General features: G+C 72.1%; 15 protein-coding genes. 2 read left to right on the forward strand and 13 right to left on the reverse strand.

The genetic code is table 11. From position 1 onward, the window contains the following. Positions 1-138: 138 nt before the first annotated feature. Entirely contained in the window at positions 139-378 is a 240-nt protein-coding gene (locus ACWDYJ_RS31085; protein WP_451568934.1) for a DUF397 domain-containing protein, read from the reverse strand. Beyond that, the gene (locus ACWDYJ_RS31090; RefSeq protein WP_451568935.1) at positions 375-1,211 is read right to left on the reverse strand and encodes a helix-turn-helix domain-containing protein; all 837 of its coding nucleotides are present in this window, start codon (positions 1,209-1,211) and stop codon (positions 375-377) included. The genes ACWDYJ_RS31085 and ACWDYJ_RS31090 overlap by 4 nt, the downstream gene beginning before the upstream one ends. A gap of 256 nt (positions 1,212-1,467) precedes the next feature. Here ACWDYJ_RS31090 and ACWDYJ_RS31095 point away from each other — a divergent pair, with 256 nt between their 5' ends. Beyond that, on the forward strand, positions 1,468-1,842 hold the full coding sequence (locus tag ACWDYJ_RS31095; protein ID WP_451568936.1) for a hypothetical protein: 375 nt from the start codon (positions 1,468-1,470) through the stop codon (positions 1,840-1,842). On the opposite strand, the gene ACWDYJ_RS31100 is transcribed toward ACWDYJ_RS31095, so the two are convergent. The 5 genes from ACWDYJ_RS31100 to ACWDYJ_RS31120 all read right to left on the reverse strand — a co-directional run bounded on the left by ACWDYJ_RS31100 (position 1,767) and on the right by ACWDYJ_RS31120 (position 6,623). After that, the gene (locus tag ACWDYJ_RS31100) at positions 1,767-2,654 is read right to left on the reverse strand and encodes an alpha/beta hydrolase family protein (RefSeq protein ID WP_451568937.1); all 888 of its coding nucleotides are present in this window, start codon (positions 2,652-2,654) and stop codon (positions 1,767-1,769) included. The genes ACWDYJ_RS31095 and ACWDYJ_RS31100 overlap by 76 nt on opposite strands. 175 nt (positions 2,655-2,829) lie before the next feature. Next, positions 2,830-4,158: a kynureninase gene (gene kynU, locus ACWDYJ_RS31105; protein ID WP_451568938.1), complete on the reverse strand. Its 1,329-nt coding sequence runs from the start codon at positions 4,156-4,158 to the stop codon at positions 2,830-2,832. Continuing rightward, complete coding sequence (locus ACWDYJ_RS31110) at positions 4,151-4,999, reverse strand: tryptophan 2,3-dioxygenase family protein (RefSeq protein WP_451568939.1); 849 nt, start codon at positions 4,997-4,999, stop codon at positions 4,151-4,153. Before ACWDYJ_RS31110 ends, kynU begins: the two co-directional genes overlap by 8 nt. Positions 5,000-5,116: 117 nt before the next feature. Beyond that, positions 5,117-5,530, reverse strand: a complete 414-nt coding sequence (locus tag ACWDYJ_RS31115) for a DUF3151 domain-containing protein (protein ID WP_451568940.1) — start codon at positions 5,528-5,530, stop codon at positions 5,117-5,119. Positions 5,531-5,534: 4 nt separating this feature from the next. Then, complete coding sequence (locus tag ACWDYJ_RS31120; protein ID WP_451568941.1) at positions 5,535-6,623, reverse strand: CE1758 family FMN-dependent luciferase-like monooxygenase; 1,089 nt, start codon at positions 6,621-6,623, stop codon at positions 5,535-5,537. A gap of 279 nt (positions 6,624-6,902) precedes the next feature. Here ACWDYJ_RS31120 and ACWDYJ_RS31125 point away from each other — a divergent pair, with 279 nt between their 5' ends. Then, a complete protein-coding gene (locus ACWDYJ_RS31125; protein WP_451568942.1) occupies positions 6,903-8,156 on the forward strand; it encodes an IS701 family transposase in 1,254 nt (417 codons plus the stop codon). A 54-nt stretch (positions 8,157-8,210) separates the two neighbouring features. On the opposite strand, the gene ACWDYJ_RS31130 is transcribed toward ACWDYJ_RS31125, so the two are convergent. The 6 genes from ACWDYJ_RS31130 to ACWDYJ_RS31155 form a co-directional block, all read right to left on the reverse strand. After that, on the reverse strand, positions 8,211-10,169 hold the full coding sequence (locus tag ACWDYJ_RS31130) for a helix-turn-helix domain-containing protein (RefSeq protein WP_451568943.1): 1,959 nt from the start codon (positions 10,167-10,169) through the stop codon (positions 8,211-8,213). A gap of 150 nt (positions 10,170-10,319) precedes the next feature. Next, on the reverse strand, positions 10,320-11,042 hold the full coding sequence (locus tag ACWDYJ_RS31135; protein ID WP_451568944.1) for an AfsR/SARP family transcriptional regulator: 723 nt from the start codon (positions 11,040-11,042) through the stop codon (positions 10,320-10,322). Between the two features lie 85 nt (positions 11,043-11,127). Then, positions 11,128-11,856: a ScbR family autoregulator-binding transcription factor gene (locus ACWDYJ_RS31140; RefSeq protein ID WP_451568945.1), complete on the reverse strand. Its 729-nt coding sequence runs from the start codon at positions 11,854-11,856 to the stop codon at positions 11,128-11,130. A 260-nt stretch (positions 11,857-12,116) separates the two neighbouring features. After that, a complete protein-coding gene (gene fbaA / locus ACWDYJ_RS31145) occupies positions 12,117-13,139 on the reverse strand; it encodes a class II fructose-bisphosphate aldolase (RefSeq protein WP_451568946.1) in 1,023 nt (340 codons plus the stop codon). A 181-nt stretch (positions 13,140-13,320) separates the two neighbouring features. Next, positions 13,321-13,884, reverse strand: a complete 564-nt coding sequence (gene pyrE, locus ACWDYJ_RS31150) for an orotate phosphoribosyltransferase (protein ID WP_451568947.1) — start codon at positions 13,882-13,884, stop codon at positions 13,321-13,323. A 21-nt stretch (positions 13,885-13,905) separates the two neighbouring features. Next, complete coding sequence (locus ACWDYJ_RS31155) at positions 13,906-14,694, reverse strand: aldose epimerase family protein (protein ID WP_451568948.1); 789 nt, start codon at positions 14,692-14,694, stop codon at positions 13,906-13,908. Positions 14,695-14,709 lie beyond the last annotated feature (15 nt).

Here is a 14,709-nt window from a genome sequence, read left to right on the forward strand (position 1 = left end):
GGTGGCCGAAGGCCATCGCGAAGCGACGCGACGACGAAGGAGGAGCGCCCTTGAGGGGCCGGCCCGACACGGAGAGACGATGAGACTGACGGGAAGCCCCCATACCTTCCCTGATCCCGGATCACTGCATCCCGACCCCTACACCGCCGCCCAGCTTGTGAAGTCGGCCCAGGCGGTGGGGGCCACGGTCAGGGCGGGGCCGAGGTTCTTGGAGTCCCGGACGTGGACGGCGTGGGGGCACTCGGCCACCTCTACGCAGTCCCCGCCGCCGCCATCGCTGTAGCTCGACTTGTGCCAGTCGTAGGCCACCTCGACGCAAGCGCCACCGCTGTCGTTGCTGTAGCTCGACCTGAACCACCGCAAGGTGCTGGTGCTCATTTTCGCTCTCCCGCCAACTGCTTGATAAAGCCCAGCGATTCGCGCCGACCGAGGGCCTGTGCGCGGATCTTCGCGTATCGCTGAGAGTAGACGCTCACCTTCGCCGGATCGCTGATCAGCAGGCTCTCGTCGCCAGTCTCGATGTAGACGAGCCGCTCATGCCGTGCAGTTTCGACGAGGTTCATCCCACCCCGCGCACCCGCCTGCTCGCCCGAGAATCCAGCCTCAAACGGGAGCACATAGACGGTCACGTTTCGACGTTGGGCAAGTTCGGCGAGGTATTGGTGCTGGGCGCGCATGATGTCAGGACTACCGACGCCCCTGCGCAGTGTGGCCTCGTCCACGATCAGCTCAATGAGCGCAATGGGGTCCCGATCGAAGAGCACTTTCCTCGCCATCCTGCCCTCGACCAGTTCATCCACCCGATGGCCCGTCAGGACAGGGAAGCCACCGGCGATCAGTGCGCGTGCATACGCCTCTGTCTGGAAGATCCCGTAGATCGCATCGGTCTCGAACAGGTACAGACTCAGCGCCTGTTGTTCCAACAGGAAGTAGTCCTGGAAGTGCGCCGGGTACTTGTCCAGCCGGACCAGTTCCCGCGCCACCTCAAACGCCCCGAGCCCACCCCCGATCTCTTCCTCCAGCCCCACCAGCATCTCGTCGCTCGCCGGCTGCGCGCCCGTCTCCACCGCGCTGATCGCCGCCGCCGAGTAGCCGAGCCTCTTCCCCAGTTCCTTCTGGGTCAGCTTCTCCTTTTCGCGCAACGCACGTGCCAGATGGGACACCAGACGGGTCGCCCCACCCACCGTCTCCTTGTTGGCTGCCTTGGCCACGGAGGACACCACCCCACTCAACCGAACTCAACCGAAACCAAGCGGACTCAACCGAACTCAACCAGCGCAAGCCGAATTTCTACCGTTTCCGACGGTCGACTCAGCGCTCTGGAAAACGGTAGACCCGACCCTCCACCCTTGACCCATGAACACTGAAAGTGACGCCTCCGGCGCCCCCAACTCCCCTACGCCCAGCTGGGTTCCAACGGCCGGGATCGGAATCCGCAAGGCCGGAGTGCAATTTGACGCCCTACGTGTGGACGGTGACACCGGACGGAATCTCGCCGACCTCCTGGTCACGCTCACGGGGGGTGACCCCGGTCCCATCGTCGTACAAGCCAACGCCCGCCGCCCCGTGTACTTCCTGATCCCCGTCAGCAGCGCCGCCTACCGCATCTGGCCGCCCGGGTTCACCCGCCTCACCTCAGGCCCCCGCCGCACCACCTACGTGCCCATCCCGCCCCTCGACGGCGCGTGGCCCCTGACCTGGCGGTGTCCACCCACCTCCGAGGACCGCTTCGTACACGCGCTGCTCCTGTACCGCGCCGCCGGGCTCTACCAGGCCAGTTGCGAGATCTCCTCGCAGACCACCGCGCAGGCGTCCGCCGCCGGGTCGATCAGCGGGAAGTGACCGACGCCGTCCAGGAGGGTCAGGCCGACCATCTCCCCCGCCCGCCCGGCGGCGGCCACGTACGACTCCGCCACCGCGTCCGGGACGACGATGTCCTCCCGCCCCTGCACCACGGCCGTGGCGATGCCCGTCGGGAGCAGGGCCGCCGGGTCGGCGAAGGGCAGCCGCTGCGCCCAGTGCTTCGCCCCGCCCAGCAACTGCGCACTCGCGCCGCCGCACACCCCGAGCTCCTCCGCCACCGTGAAGTCCGCGATGGGGGCCAGTGCCACCACGCCGCGCAGCAGCGGCGGGGAAGGCAGCCTCCACGGGGACCCGTACGGCAGGACGTGCCGGGCCGCGGCCCACAGCGCGAGGTGGCCGCCCGCCGAGTGGCCGGTGACCACCGTGCGGCGGAAGTCGGCGGCGGGCAGGGCGGCCGCGACCAGCCCCGGCAGCGCGTCCATGGCGGCGGCGACGTCGTCGAACGTCTCGGGCCAGCGGCCGGCGACCGGCCCCTCGGCGTTCTGATGCGGCAGCGGCAGCGAACTTCCGCGCCGGTACTCCACGTTGGCGACGGCGAAACCCTGGCGGGCCAGGAAGTCCGCGAAGGGGGTGGTGTGCTGCCGGTCGTACGGGGCGCGCCACGCCCCGCCGTGCAGGACGACGACCAGCGGGGCCGTACGCGCGCCGCCACCCGCCCCGCGCGGGGCGTAGAAGTCGACGACCTGGTCGGGGTGTTCCCCGTACGCGGCGCTCGCGTCGGGCTCGATCGGGGGGTGGGAGAAGGCCGAGGCGGCCTCGGCGGCGTCCCGTTCGACTGCGGGGTCCGTCATCGGCTCAACCTCTCGGTAACGCGTGGGACAGCGGGGACAGATGTTCCGGTGCACCGGCAGACAGAGCGGGACCGTATCAGTCCGGAACGCGCTGTTCCGTGGCGGGACCGCGCTGTACCCCGGCGGGCGGGACCGTAGCCCCGCCCGCCGAGTGCAGTGACGTTTCGCTACCGCTTCACCCGAAAATGTTACCCAGCGTGCGCGCCGCGCGCTCGGCATCGGCGAATCCGACGTAGAGCGGAGTGAAACCGAAGCGCAGCACGTCGGGTGCGCGGAAGTCCCCGACGACGCCCCTGGCGATGAGCTCCGCCATCACCTCGCGCGCGTTCTCGGTGCGCAGGGAGACCTGGCTGCCGCGCTGCCCGTGCCCCGCCGGGGTGACCGCCTCGACCATGCCCGGCGGGACGTACGCCGCCACGCACTCCAGGAAGAAGTCGGTCAGGGCGAGCGACTTGGCCCGTACGGCTTCGACCTCGACCCCCTCCCAGACGTCGAGCGCCGACTCCAGGGCGAGCATGGACAGGATGTCCGGGGTGCCCACCCGCGCCCGGGCCGCGCCCTGGGCGGGCGCGTAGGCCGGGGTCATCGCGAAGGGGTCCTCGTGACTGTTCCAGCCGGGGAGCGGGGAGTCGAAGGCCGGCTGGTGCCGGGCGGCGACGTAGATGTAGGCCGGGGCGCCCGGGCCGCCGTTGAGGTACTTGTACGTGCAGCCGACCGCGAGGTCGACGGCGTGCGCGTCGAGGCCCACCGGGAGGGCCCCCGCCGAATGGCAGAGGTCCCAGACGATGAGGGCGCCGGCCGCGTGCGCCGCCGTGGTGAGGGCGGCCAGGTCGTGGAGACGGCCCGTGCGGTAGTCGACGTGGTTGAGCAGCACCACGGCGGTGTCCGACGTCATCTCCGCCACCGCGTCGGCCGGGTCGACCGGGACGATCTCCAGGCCGGTCATCCGGGCGGCGGACGCGGCGATGTAGCCGTCCGTCGGGAAGGTGGTCGCGTCGACCAGCATCCGGCTCCGGCCGGGGGCGGCGGCCGCCGCGAGGCGGGCGGCGCCGACCAGGGCCTTGAACAGGTTGACGCTGGTCGAGTCGCCCACGGTGACCTGGCCGGGGGCCGCGCCGATGAGCGGGGCGATGCGGTCGCCGATCCGCTCGGGGGCGGTCCACCAGGCGCTCTCGTCCCAGGACCGGATCAGGAGCTCGCCCCACTGCCGACGCACGACGTCGCTCACTGCGTCCGGGACACCGGCCGGGAGCGCGCCGAGGCTGTTCCCGTCGAGGTAGACGAGGCCGTCGGGGAGGGTGAACCGCTCGCGGAGCTTGCCGAGGCCGTCGGCGTCGTCGAGCCGCGCCGCCAGCTCTACGAGGTCCGTGGCGGGGGCCGGGAGATCCTTTGAGGCGCGGGGCCCACTGGGGGCTCCGCCCCCAGACACCCGCGCCTCAAAAGCCGGCGAGGCCGAATCGACCGGTATCGAGTCCGGGCCCGGGGTCGGGTTGGCGTCAGACATAGCTGCGCGCCGTCCAGAGCTCGGGGAAGACGTTCTTCTGCGCGCGCTTCTCCAGCCAGGTCACCCCGGCCGAGCCGCCCGTACCGGTCTTCGCGCCCATCGCGCGCCGCGTCGCCACGAGGTGGTCGTTGCGCCAGCGCCAGACCAGCTCCGCGACGTCCGTGAGGACCTCGCCGAGCCGGTGCAGGTCGGCGTGCGGGCCGGCGGGCTCGGCGTACAGGGCCGTCCACACCGCCTCGACCTCCGGCGACGGCTCGTAGCGCTGGGCCAGGTCGCGGTCCAGGACCTCCTGCGGTACCGCCAGGCCGCGGCGGGCGAGCAGGCGCAGGGTCTCGTCGTAGAGGCTGGGCTCGTGGAGCGCCTTCTCCAGTTCGCCGTGGACGCGGGGCGCGCCGCGGTGCGGGACCAGCATCGACGCCGACTTCTCGCCGAGCAGGAATTCCATGCGGCGGTACATCGCGGACTGGAAACCGGAACCTTCGCCGAGCGCCGAGCGATAGGCGTTGAACTGCGACGGAGTGAGCTGGGCCAGCGGTCGCCAGGAGGCGTTCAGGGCCTCCAGCTCGCGGAGGGATCGTTTCAGCGCGTCCATCGCGACGGGGATGTCGTCCTGGCGCAGGCCACGGGCCGCCGTCTCCCACTCGTGGACGATGGCCGTGAACCACAGCTCCATGACCTGGGTCGTGACCAGGAAGACCATCTCGCCGGGGTCGTCCGAGCGGAGGTGCTGGAGGTGGGTGAGGACGTCGGCCTGGACGTAGTCCTCGTAGGGGGTGGTGCCGGCGAAGTCGAGGTTCGGGGTGTCCGAACCGGCTCCGGAGGCATCAAGGGCGTGCGACATTTCTGTCTCCTCGACACGTGCTTCCGGGTAGCGGTCCGCTCCTTCCGGTGAGGTAAGTGGAGCCCCGGTCCCCTGCCTCGCATCATAAGCAAGGGACCGGGATGCCCTCTAGGGGAGTTATGCGAGTGTGTCCGCGGCCGTCGGGGAGGAGTCGCGCAGGAAGGTCGAGCAGCGCTCGTACTCCTCCTTCTCACCGATGGCTCCGGCGGCGCGGGCCAGGGCGTTCAGGGCGCGCAGGAAACCGCGGTTCGGCTCGTGCTCCCACGGCACCGGGCCGTGGCCCTTCCAGCCGGCGCGGCGCAGGGCGTCGAGGCCGCGGTGGTAGCCGGTACGGGCGTACGCGTACGACTCGATCGTGCGGCCGGCGGCGAAGGCCTGGTCGGCGAGGGTGGCCCAGGCCAGGGAGGACGTCGGGTGCGCGGCGGCCACCTCGGCCGGGTCGGTCCCGGCGGCGAGGGCCTCGCGGGGCGCGGGCTCGTCGGGCAGGTGGGTGGGGGCGGGGCCCCCGAGCAGGTTCTGGTGAATCGACATGGGTTCAGTGTGTCCGATGACCCGGCCGTCGGGCTGTCGGCCCGGCGCCGGGCGGGGACAGTTCGCGCCGCCGGGCGCCGGGCGGGGACAGTTCGCGGCGCAGGACCGGGACGACGTGCTCCCCCAGGATGTCGATCTGTTCCAGCGCCGTCTTCAGCGGCAGCCCCGAGTGGTCCAGCAGGAAGAGCTGGCGCTGGTAGTCCCCGTACGCCTCCCGGAAGGTCAGGATCCTCTCCACCGCCTCGCCGGGACTGCCGACGGTCAGCGGGGTCCGGGCGGTGCACTCCTCCAGGGACTCGCGGCCCCCGTAGACCGGCGAGCGGTCGAAGTACGGGCGGAACTCGCGCACCGCGTCCTGGGAGCGCCCCCGCAGGAAGAGCTGGCCGCCGAGACCGACGACGGCCTGCTCGGCGGTGCCGTGGCCGTGCTCCGCGTAGCGGCCGCGGTACAGGTCCACCAGGCGGGCGTAGTGCTCGACGGGGGCGAAGAGGTTGTTCGCGAAGAAGCCGTCGCCGTAGTACGCGGCCCGTTCCGCCGTCTCCGGGGAGCGGACCGCGCCGTGCCACACGAAGGGCGGTACGCCGTCCAGCGGGCGGGGTGTGGACGTGAAGCCGTCGAGGCGGGCGCGGGAGCGGCCCTGCCAGTCGATGTCCTCCTCACGCCAGAGCCGGTGCAGGAGGGCGTAGTTCTCCCGGGCCAGCGCGAGGCCCTGGCGGAGGTCCTGGCCGAACCAGGGGTAGACGTTCGGGGTGTCGCCCCGGCCCATCATCAGGTCCACCCGGCCGTCGGCGAGGTGCTGGAGCAGCGCGTACTCCTCCGCGATCCGCACGGGGTCGTTGGTGGTGACGAGCGTCGTGGCGGTGGAGAGGACCAGCCGCTCGGTGCGGGCGGCGACGTACGCCAGCAGGGTCGGCGGCGAGGAGCAGACGTAGGGCGGGGCGTGGTGCTCGCCGGTGGCGAAGACGTCGAGCCCGGCCTCCTCCGCCTTCACGGCGAGGGCGGTCACGGCCTTGATCCGCTCGTGCTCGGTCGGCGGACGGCCGGTGAGCGGGTCGGGCGTGACGTCGCCGAGCGAGAAGATGCCGAACTGCACGCCGCTGCTCACCTCTCGCGTTCCGGGACCCGTACGAGACCGTGCCCGATCCCCGGCACGGGGGCCACGCGCGGGCCGCCAGTCCGTCAAGTAAGGGGTGCGCCCCGCCTCCGGGTGGTGGGGCCCCCACCACCTCCGGGGCAAGTGCGGTGGCCTGCGCACCTCCCCGGGACGGGGGTCCTCGACGGACGGTGGAGGTGCAGTCGACGCACGCCGAGGGGGCATGTCGTGAAAACGGTCATGAGCAGGGCAGCAGTCACGGGGACGAGCAACGGGACGATGGCCGGGACAATGGCCGGGACGACGAACGGGCGGACGGCGTTCGCTTCCCGGCGGGATCCGGTCCGCGAGGCGGCCGACGACCTGTGCTCCACCGTCTTCGCCTCGCTGCGGCGCAAGGACCAGCGGGAGAAGGGCCGCCAGTACGTCCAGGGCCTGCTGGCCCTCCCGGGCCGCAAGTCGATGCGCGGCATCGCGGGACACGTCGGCGGGGCGGCGGCCGAGCAGAGCACGCACCACTTCATCTCCAGCTCCACCTGGGACTGGGAGCCGATCCGCGACGCGCTGTCAGGGTTTCTGGAAGCGGCCACTCCGCTGACCGCGTGGGTCGCCCAGCCGATGGCGATCCCGAAGGGCGGCGAGCACTCGGTGGGCGTGGCGCACCGCTTCGACCCGCACCAGGGGCAGATGTTCCGGGGGCAGCAGGCCTTCGGGACGTGGTTCGCCTCGGCCGGCCTGGTGACGCCGGTCGGCTGGCGGATGTTCCTGCCCGACGCGGACGGTGCCCCGGGACCCCCTGGCGGCCCCGGGGAACACGCCGCGCAGGCCGTGTACGAGGAATGCGCGGCGCAGGCGGTCATCGACACCGTACGACGCAGCGCCGGATCGGTGACGAACAGCCCGCCCCGCCCGGTGGTCCTCGACATCCGCCGGATCGGCACCCGCTCCACGATGAACCGCTTCGCCGAGGCCGGGCTCCCCGTCATCGCCCGCGCGAGCCCCACCACCCCGCTGCTCGTCACGGATCCGGCGCTGCCCGGGCACGACGCCGGAGCCCGCAGCGCGCGGGACATCCTGCAGTCCGTCAAGGGGCTGTGCACCCCGGTGGAGTGGACCGATCCGGACCCCGCGCACCGGGCGGGACGTCACCGCAGCACCCTCGCGGTCGCCGTGCGGGTGATGATGCCCGACCCGTCACCGGCCCGCCGCCGCCACCTGCTGCTGGTCGGCGAATGGACCGACCCGCGGCGCCCTCCTGCGCAGGTGTGGGTCACCGACCTCGTACGGCTCCCCGTGGGCCCGCTGCTGCGGCTGACCAAGCAGGGCCGCCGGGTGGACTTCGCCGCGGAGCACAGCGGCCAGGAGGCGGGCCTGCGCGACTTCGCCGGCCGCGCCCTACCAGGCTGGCACCGGCACGTCACCCTGGCCTCGATCGCCCACGCGGCCCGCGCCCTGGCGGGGACGGGACGCTATCCGCTGAGCCGGCGCTGTGACCGGCCGGATTCACCGGGCCACGGCCGGGCCCGGCCGTGATCCACCGGGCCCGGCCGTCATCCGCCGGGCCCGGCAGTGATCCGCCGGACATGCCTAGATGTCGTTGCGCCGGTCGGCAGCCGTGCGGCGGTCGTGGAGGACCGTGCGGGCCTTGCGCAGGCGCAGGGCCATCTGGATCTCCAGGGCGCGGCCGGGCTTCTGCCATTCCGGGCCCAGGAGTTCGGCGATCCGCTCCAGGCGGCGCGAGACCGTGTTGGGGTGGACGTGCAGTACCTCGGCGGCGTGGGTGGGGCTGGCGCCGGAGGCGAAGTACGCGTCCAGGGTGCGGGTCAGTTCCGTCAGCCGGTCCGTGTCGTACTCCAGGACCGGGCCGATCGTGGACGCGATGAACGACTCCACGTCGTGGTCGGCGGACAGCAGCAGTCCGAGGAAGCCCAGCTCGCGCAGGGACGCCGTGCCGCCCACCCCGTCGAGCGCGGTCAGCGCGTCCAGGCAGCGCACCGCCTCCGCGTACACCCGGGCGACCTCCCCGGGGCTCCCGGTGGGACCGGCGGCACCGGTGGACACGGCGTGGCCGAGCATCGGCGACAGCTCGCCGGAGGCGCGGTGGGCGGCGGCCGAGGCGTCCGTCCCCGGCAGGACCAGCACGATGCAGCCCCGGCGGACGCCCTTGAGCCCGCCCATGCGGTACGCGTACGAGGACGCCCAGGCCACGGCCTTGCCCAGCTCGCCGCCCTCCGGCCGGGCGACGACCACCACGTGCGGGCGGTCGAGGTCGATGCCGAGCCGGCGGGTGCGCTCCAGCAGGTGCAGGTCGACGCAGTCCGGCCGCTCCAGCAGGTCGGCCAGCAGCTCGTCGTGGACCGGTCCCTCGGCGGCGGCCGTGCCCCGCTGGATCAGCATCAGCGAGGCCACCGACTGGGCGGCCAGCTGGAGCAGCCGGACGTCCTCGTCGGCCAGCGGGGCGGACGCGCTCAGCAGCAGCACCCCGAGGTCCTCGGCGCCCGCCAGGACGGGGGCCAGCCACAGGTCGCCGGGCAGCCCGACCGGGCGCCGGTCGGTCAGCGCCTGGAGGGCCCCCTTGGTCACCATCTCCTCGTCGAGGCCGGGCAGTTCGCCGGTGGCGGTCAACGGCCGCCCGCCCGGATCCCGTACCTGGAGTACGCCGTCCAGCGCGTCGGCGGTGGCGCGGGCGAGGGTGGCGAGCCCCGCCCCGTCCAACACCATCCCCGCCAGCCGGGCGTGGCACTGCCAGAGGTAACGGACCCGGGTGAGCGCGGTGTTGGTCCGCGAGCCGAACGCCTCCAGCTCGGTGACCTCGTCCCGGGTCTGCTCCAGCAGCCGGGCCTTCTCGATGGCGACGGCGGCCAGGTCGGCGAGGGAGAGCAGCATCCCTATCTCGTCGGGGGTGAACTGCCGCACGGCGCGGTCGGATCCGTAGAGCGCGCCGAGCGAGGAGTCCCCGCGGCGCAGCGGGACCGCGATGACGGCGCGCAGCCCCTCCGCCTCGACGACGGCGTCGATGCCGGGGGCGTGCGCGATGGTCCGGTCGGCGAGGTAGTCGGCCGTCCACACCGGTGAGCGGCGGCTCTGGGCGACGCTGCCCAACCCCCGGCCGGTGCCCAGTTCGAGCCCGACGTTCAGCGCGGTGGTCTCGCCCTCGGTGGTGCGTACGTACGCCGAACCGTCCGGGCGGCTCAGCGACAGCCAGGCCATGTCGAAGCGCAGCAGGCGCCGGGCCCGACGGGTGATCAGGCGCAGCAGGCCGTCGATGTCGTAGGGGGAGGTCAGGTCGTGCGCGGTGTCCACGAGGGCGGTGAGGGCGGCCTCGCGCTGCTCGCGGCGGCTCGCGCTCGCCCGTAAGGAATGGGCCAGTTCCACGGCCCGGGTGAGTTCGGCGAGGCGTGCGGCGTCGGCGCCCGCGCGGCGGGCCTCGTCCAGCAGGGCGTCGTACCGGCTCCGCGGGGCCTTCGCCGCGAGCAGTTCCAGTACGGCCAGTGAGCCGTCCCCCTCGCGGCCGTCGTCCTCGTCGCAGTTGCCGTCCCCACGCATCCTGGTCCCCCATCCCCCGTCCGACCAGCCGTTTTTCACCCGGCGTCCCGAACCTAGGTTCCGTGCGGCGAAGGGTCAAGGAAGGCTCGCCCCGGGCAGCCCGACGGTCCGGCAGCCCGGCAGCCGGCGGCGCGGTCAGCAGCGGTGCGGTCAGCAGCGGGTGGCGCACGCCAGGGTCAGTCCGGGGGCCGTGCGGGCGGCGCGGGCGGCGCGCAGGGCCTCGACGCGGGCTTCGGCGCGGCGCAGTCCCGCCAGGTAGGCGGCGTCGGCGTGCTGGCCCCCGCTGCCGCGCAGGCCCGCGAGTTCCAGGCGCAGTTCGCGCAGCCGTCCGAGGGCGAGTTCCGCCTCGACCCACTGGCCGAGTACGGACAGCCGGTCGGCGTCCAGGACCGCGATGCGCCCGCCGAGCCAGGTGCCGGCGTCGATGCCGTCGAGGGCGGGGCCGGTCCACAGCCCGAGGGCGCGGCGCAGCCGCAGGGCCGCCTGCTCGAAGTCGCCGCGCCCCATGGCCCGGTAGCCGGCTCCCGCCTCGCGGGCGAACTCCCGGACGTCGGAGCGGCCGCCGCCGGTGTCGAGAAGATACCCGCCGGGTCTCGTGGACAGCACGGACTCCGGGTTTCGTACTGACGCGGTGCCTGCGCCGAGGGCTTCGGCGAAGCGTTCGCGCAGTCGGCGGACGGCGTGGTGCAGGGCGGCGCGGGCGTGCTCGGGCGGGATGCGGCGGCCCAGCTCGTCGGCCAGTACGGACACGGGCACCACCCGGTCGGGACAGACCGCGAGGACCGCCAGGACGTGCCGGGACTCCGGCGTGGGGGCCGTGATGGGCACACCGTTCACGGTGACCCGCGGTGCTCCGAGTACCTCAATGTCCACAGTGTTCTCCCTGGGCAGGGTGGCGAAAAAATGATACCCGGAAGGATCTTTTTGGGAAGAGGTAAATCGGCGGGAAGGCAAGCGCCTACGCGACCTCGACGGCCGGCGCGTGAGCGGGCGCCGCGACCAGCGCCTCGTCCGGCGCCTCGTCCGGCTCCTCGACCGGCGGCACCCCGCCCAGGCAGCCGTGGCGGCACTCGTGCACGCCCTGCGGTCCGTAGAGCGCACGCGCGCCCCGCCCGGGAGCGGTGTCCAGCCGGATCGCCACGGCCGGGACCACCACGTTCGGCATCACGTGCGTGTAGAGCTCCGACACCTGCCGGTCCAGATCCAGGCCGAGCGTCTGGGACAGGGTGTTCAGCCCCGCGAAGGCACCCACGATCATCCGCGACGGAACGACCGGGTCCACGTTCGGCAGCAGCTCACCGCGGCGCTTGGCCTCCGCCAGCACCGAGACGTGCAGGTCGATCCAGGCCGCGTACGGGGCCGCCTTGTCGAGGGTGCGGCCCGCGTGGTCGAGCGTGAGCCGGGCGCTCGCCCGCATGAGCACCTCGTGCCGCAGGCGGTGCGAGAACACCATGCCGAAGTCCACGAACTCCTGCGCCTTGTACGCCTGCGGCAGCACCACCGGCTGCGACTCGTTCTGCGCGTCGATGACGGCCTGGGCCAGCCCGTCCTTCGAGTCGAAGTGGAAGTAGAGCGCGCCTTTGGTGACCTTGGCGATGTTGACGATGTCCGAGAGCTTGGCCGTTTCGTACCCGTGCTCCTCGAACACCACGGCCGCCGCCTCCAGGATCGCCTGACGCGTGCGCACAGCCCGGTCCTGCTTCACCTGGGGTCGCTCTGTCCTCATGTGTGGCGTCGCCTCTCCTGCCCCGTCGGTATTACATAACCGTGGGTACGTTTCTGTCTGTAGATTTCACACCATCCCACGCCCACAGTCCACCGTCGTATGTCACCTTCGGACGTCACCTCCGGCTCCTCTGCCCATGCGAAAGGGGCCCGCCGGTCCTTGACGGACCAGCAGACCCCTTCGGCGTCCCCTCGGCCGGACGGCGGCCCGGCCGGGCGGGACTACTTGAGCTTCGTGCCGGTGGAGCGCAGGTTGGCGCAGGCCTCGGTGACGCGCTGGGCCATGCCGGCCTCGGCCAGCTTGCCCCAGGTGCGCGGGTCGTAGGTGGACTTCTTGCCGACCTCGCCGTCGACCTTCAGGACACCGTCGTAGTTGCGGAACATGTGGTCCGCGACCGGGCGGGTGAAGGCGTACTGGGTGTCGGTGTCGAGGTTCATCTTCACGACGCCGTTCTCCAGCGCGGTGGCGATCTCCTCGGCCGAGGAGCCCGAGCCGCCGTGGAAGACGAAGTCGAACGGGGAGGCCTTGCCGTACTTCTCGGCGACACCGGCCTGGAGGTCCTTGAGGAGCTCGGGGCGCAGCACGACGTTGCCCGGCTTGTAGACGCCGTGCACGTTGCCGAAGGAGGCGGCCAGGAGGTAGCGGCCCTTCTCGCCCAGACCCAGGGCCTCGGCGGTGCGCAGCGCGTCGTCGACGGTGGTGTACAGCTCGTCGTTGATCTCGTGGCTGACGCCGTCCTCCTCGCCGCCGGTCGGGGTGATCTCGACCTCAAGGATGATCTTCGCGGCGGCGGCCTTGGCGAGCAGCTCCTGGCCGATGGCCAGGTTGTCGGCCAGGGTCTCGGCGGAGCCGTCCCACATGTGCGACTGGAAGAGCGGGTTCAGACCACGGGCCACGCGCTCGGCGGAGACCTCCAGGAGCGGACGTACGTAGCCGTCCAGCTTGTCCTTGGGGCAGTGGTCCGTGTGCAGCGCGACCGTGATGCCGTACTTGCCGGCCACGACGTGGGCGAACTCGGCCAGGGCGACGGCGCCGGTGACCATGTCCTTGTTGTGCTGGCCACCCAGGAACTCCGCACCACCGGTGGAGATCTGGATGATGCCGTCGCTCTCGGCCTCCGCGAAGCCGCGCAGCGCAGCGTGCAGGGTCTGGGTCGAGGTCACATTGATGGCCGGGTAGGCGAACTTGCCTGCCTTCGCCCGGTCGAGCATCTCGTTGTAGACCTCGGGGGTTGCGATGGGCATCTGTCCGCTCCTTGGATGTGCGGGGAGTGTGCTTATTGCGGGCCCTGACCTGGGGGCGACGTCATCGTCGCGCCTATCTTTCCAGACTCCGCGCGACACTCCACCCGGCGGTGCCCCACATGGCGCGAACCGGGCGGGAGTGTTTCACGTGAAACATCCCGCCCGACGTGAAAACCGCAGGTCAGGACAGGCCAAGGTCGCCGAGCTGGTAACCGGTGAGGTACTGCAGGCCGGCCTCGGCAATGGCGTCCGCGGCGCCCCGGTCCACGATGGTGGCGACGGCGACGACCTCGCCGCCTGCCTCGCGGACCGCCTCGACGGCGGTCAGCGGGGATCCGCCCGTGGTCGAGGTGTCCTCGACGACCAGGCAGCGCTTGCCCTTCACGTCGGTGCCCTCGATGCGGCGCTGCATTCCGTGCTCCTTCTGCGCCTTGCGGACGACGAAGGCGTCGAGGCGCTTACCTCGTGCCGCGGAGGCGTGCAGCATCGAGGTGGCGACCGGGTCGGCGCCCAGGGTCAGACCGCCGACGCAGTCGTAGTCCAGCTCGGCGGTGAGGTCGAGCATGACCTGGCCGACCAGCGGGGCGGCCTCGCCGTCGAGGGTGATCCGGCGGAGGTCGATGTAGTAGTCGGCCTCCCGGCCGGAGGAGAGGGTCACCTTGCCGTACACGACGGCCTTGTCCTTGATCTGCTGCAGAAGCGCATCGCGTGTGCCTGACGGCGTTACTTCGTTGACGTCACTCATGCCCCTGAGCTTAAAGGTGAGCTACGAGAGCCGCCGCCAGGTCCAGGTCGTGGAGATCTCCAGCGGGTCGACGGGGGTGACCAGCCGCGGGAGGGTGTTCAGGCCGTTCGGCGGGCCGGACTGGGGCTCGACGCAGACGGCCTCGGGCTGCTCGTCGTAGACGACCACCCATTCGGCCCGGCTGGCGACGTTCAGCTCCAGTGCGCCGGGCCAGGTGAGGGTGACGTCTACGCCGTCGGGCATCCCGAAGCAGTCGTCCCAGGGCCCGGGTACGGGATCGATACGGCGGCCGGTGGGGATGTGGTCGCCGTCGCGCTCCTCCTGCCAGGCGGCGTCGAAGGCGATCTGGACCTCGGGGCCGCCGGACGTCAGGGTGCGGTTGAACCACGGGTGCCAGCCCGCCTGGGCCGGGAAGGAGTTCTCGTACGTCTCCACGCCCAGCGTGAGCGTCAGCGCGTCCTCGGCCAGCTCGAAGATCTGAGTCACCCGGCCCTCGTACGGCCAGGGGTCGGCCAGGTCGTAGGTGAAGGCCGCCCGGGTGCCGGTCGCCCCGGCGGGGCGCCACGACGCGTCACGGCCGAAGCCGTGGAGGGCGTGCGGCGGGTGGTTGCGGGGCAGCTGGTGGACGGTCGCCCCGTCGCGGAAACGCGCGTACGCGGTGCGGCCGCACCAGGGGACCATCGGGAAGCACCCGTAGTGCGCCCCCTGGCGCAGCAGCTCGGTCCCGTCGACGCGCAGACTGCTGATCCGGCAGCCGTTCTCCTGGTCGATGGTGATGTCGGCGCCGCCGGCGCTCAGTTGCGTGCTCATACGGCGACCCTACGG

This window comes from Streptomyces sp. NPDC003042 (genome assembly GCF_053591315.1).

Bases quoted from the DNA above. Each gene is read 5' to 3' on its own strand.
- fbaA (WP_451568946.1), bottom strand. From the start codon at position 13,139: ATGCCCATCGCAACCCCCGAGGTCTACAACGAGATGCTCGACCGGGCG.
- ACWDYJ_RS31100 (WP_451568937.1), bottom strand. From the start codon at position 2,654: ATGACGGACCCCGCAGTCGAACGGGACGCCGCCGAGGCCGCCTCGGCC.
- kynU (WP_451568938.1), bottom strand. From the start codon at position 4,158: ATGTCTGACGCCAACCCGACCCCGGGCCCGGACTCGATACCGGTCGAT.
- ACWDYJ_RS31085 (WP_451568934.1), bottom strand. From the start codon at position 378: ATGAGCACCAGCACCTTGCGGTGGTTCAGGTCGAGCTACAGCAACGAC.
- ACWDYJ_RS31155 (WP_451568948.1), bottom strand. From the start codon at position 14,694: ATGAGCACGCAACTGAGCGCCGGCGGCGCCGACATCACCATCGACCAG.
- ACWDYJ_RS31115 (WP_451568940.1), bottom strand. From the start codon at position 5,530: ATGTCGATTCACCAGAACCTGCTCGGGGGCCCCGCCCCCACCCACCTG.
- ACWDYJ_RS31130 (WP_451568943.1), bottom strand. From the start codon at position 10,169: ATGCGTGGGGACGGCAACTGCGACGAGGACGACGGCCGCGAGGGGGAC.
- ACWDYJ_RS31110 (WP_451568939.1), bottom strand. From the start codon at position 4,999: ATGTCGCACGCCCTTGATGCCTCCGGAGCCGGTTCGGACACCCCGAAC.
- ACWDYJ_RS31125 (WP_451568942.1), top strand. From the start codon at position 6,903: ATGGCCGGGACAATGGCCGGGACGACGAACGGGCGGACGGCGTTCGCT.
- pyrE (WP_451568947.1), bottom strand. From the start codon at position 13,884: ATGAGTGACGTCAACGAAGTAACGCCGTCAGGCACACGCGATGCGCTT.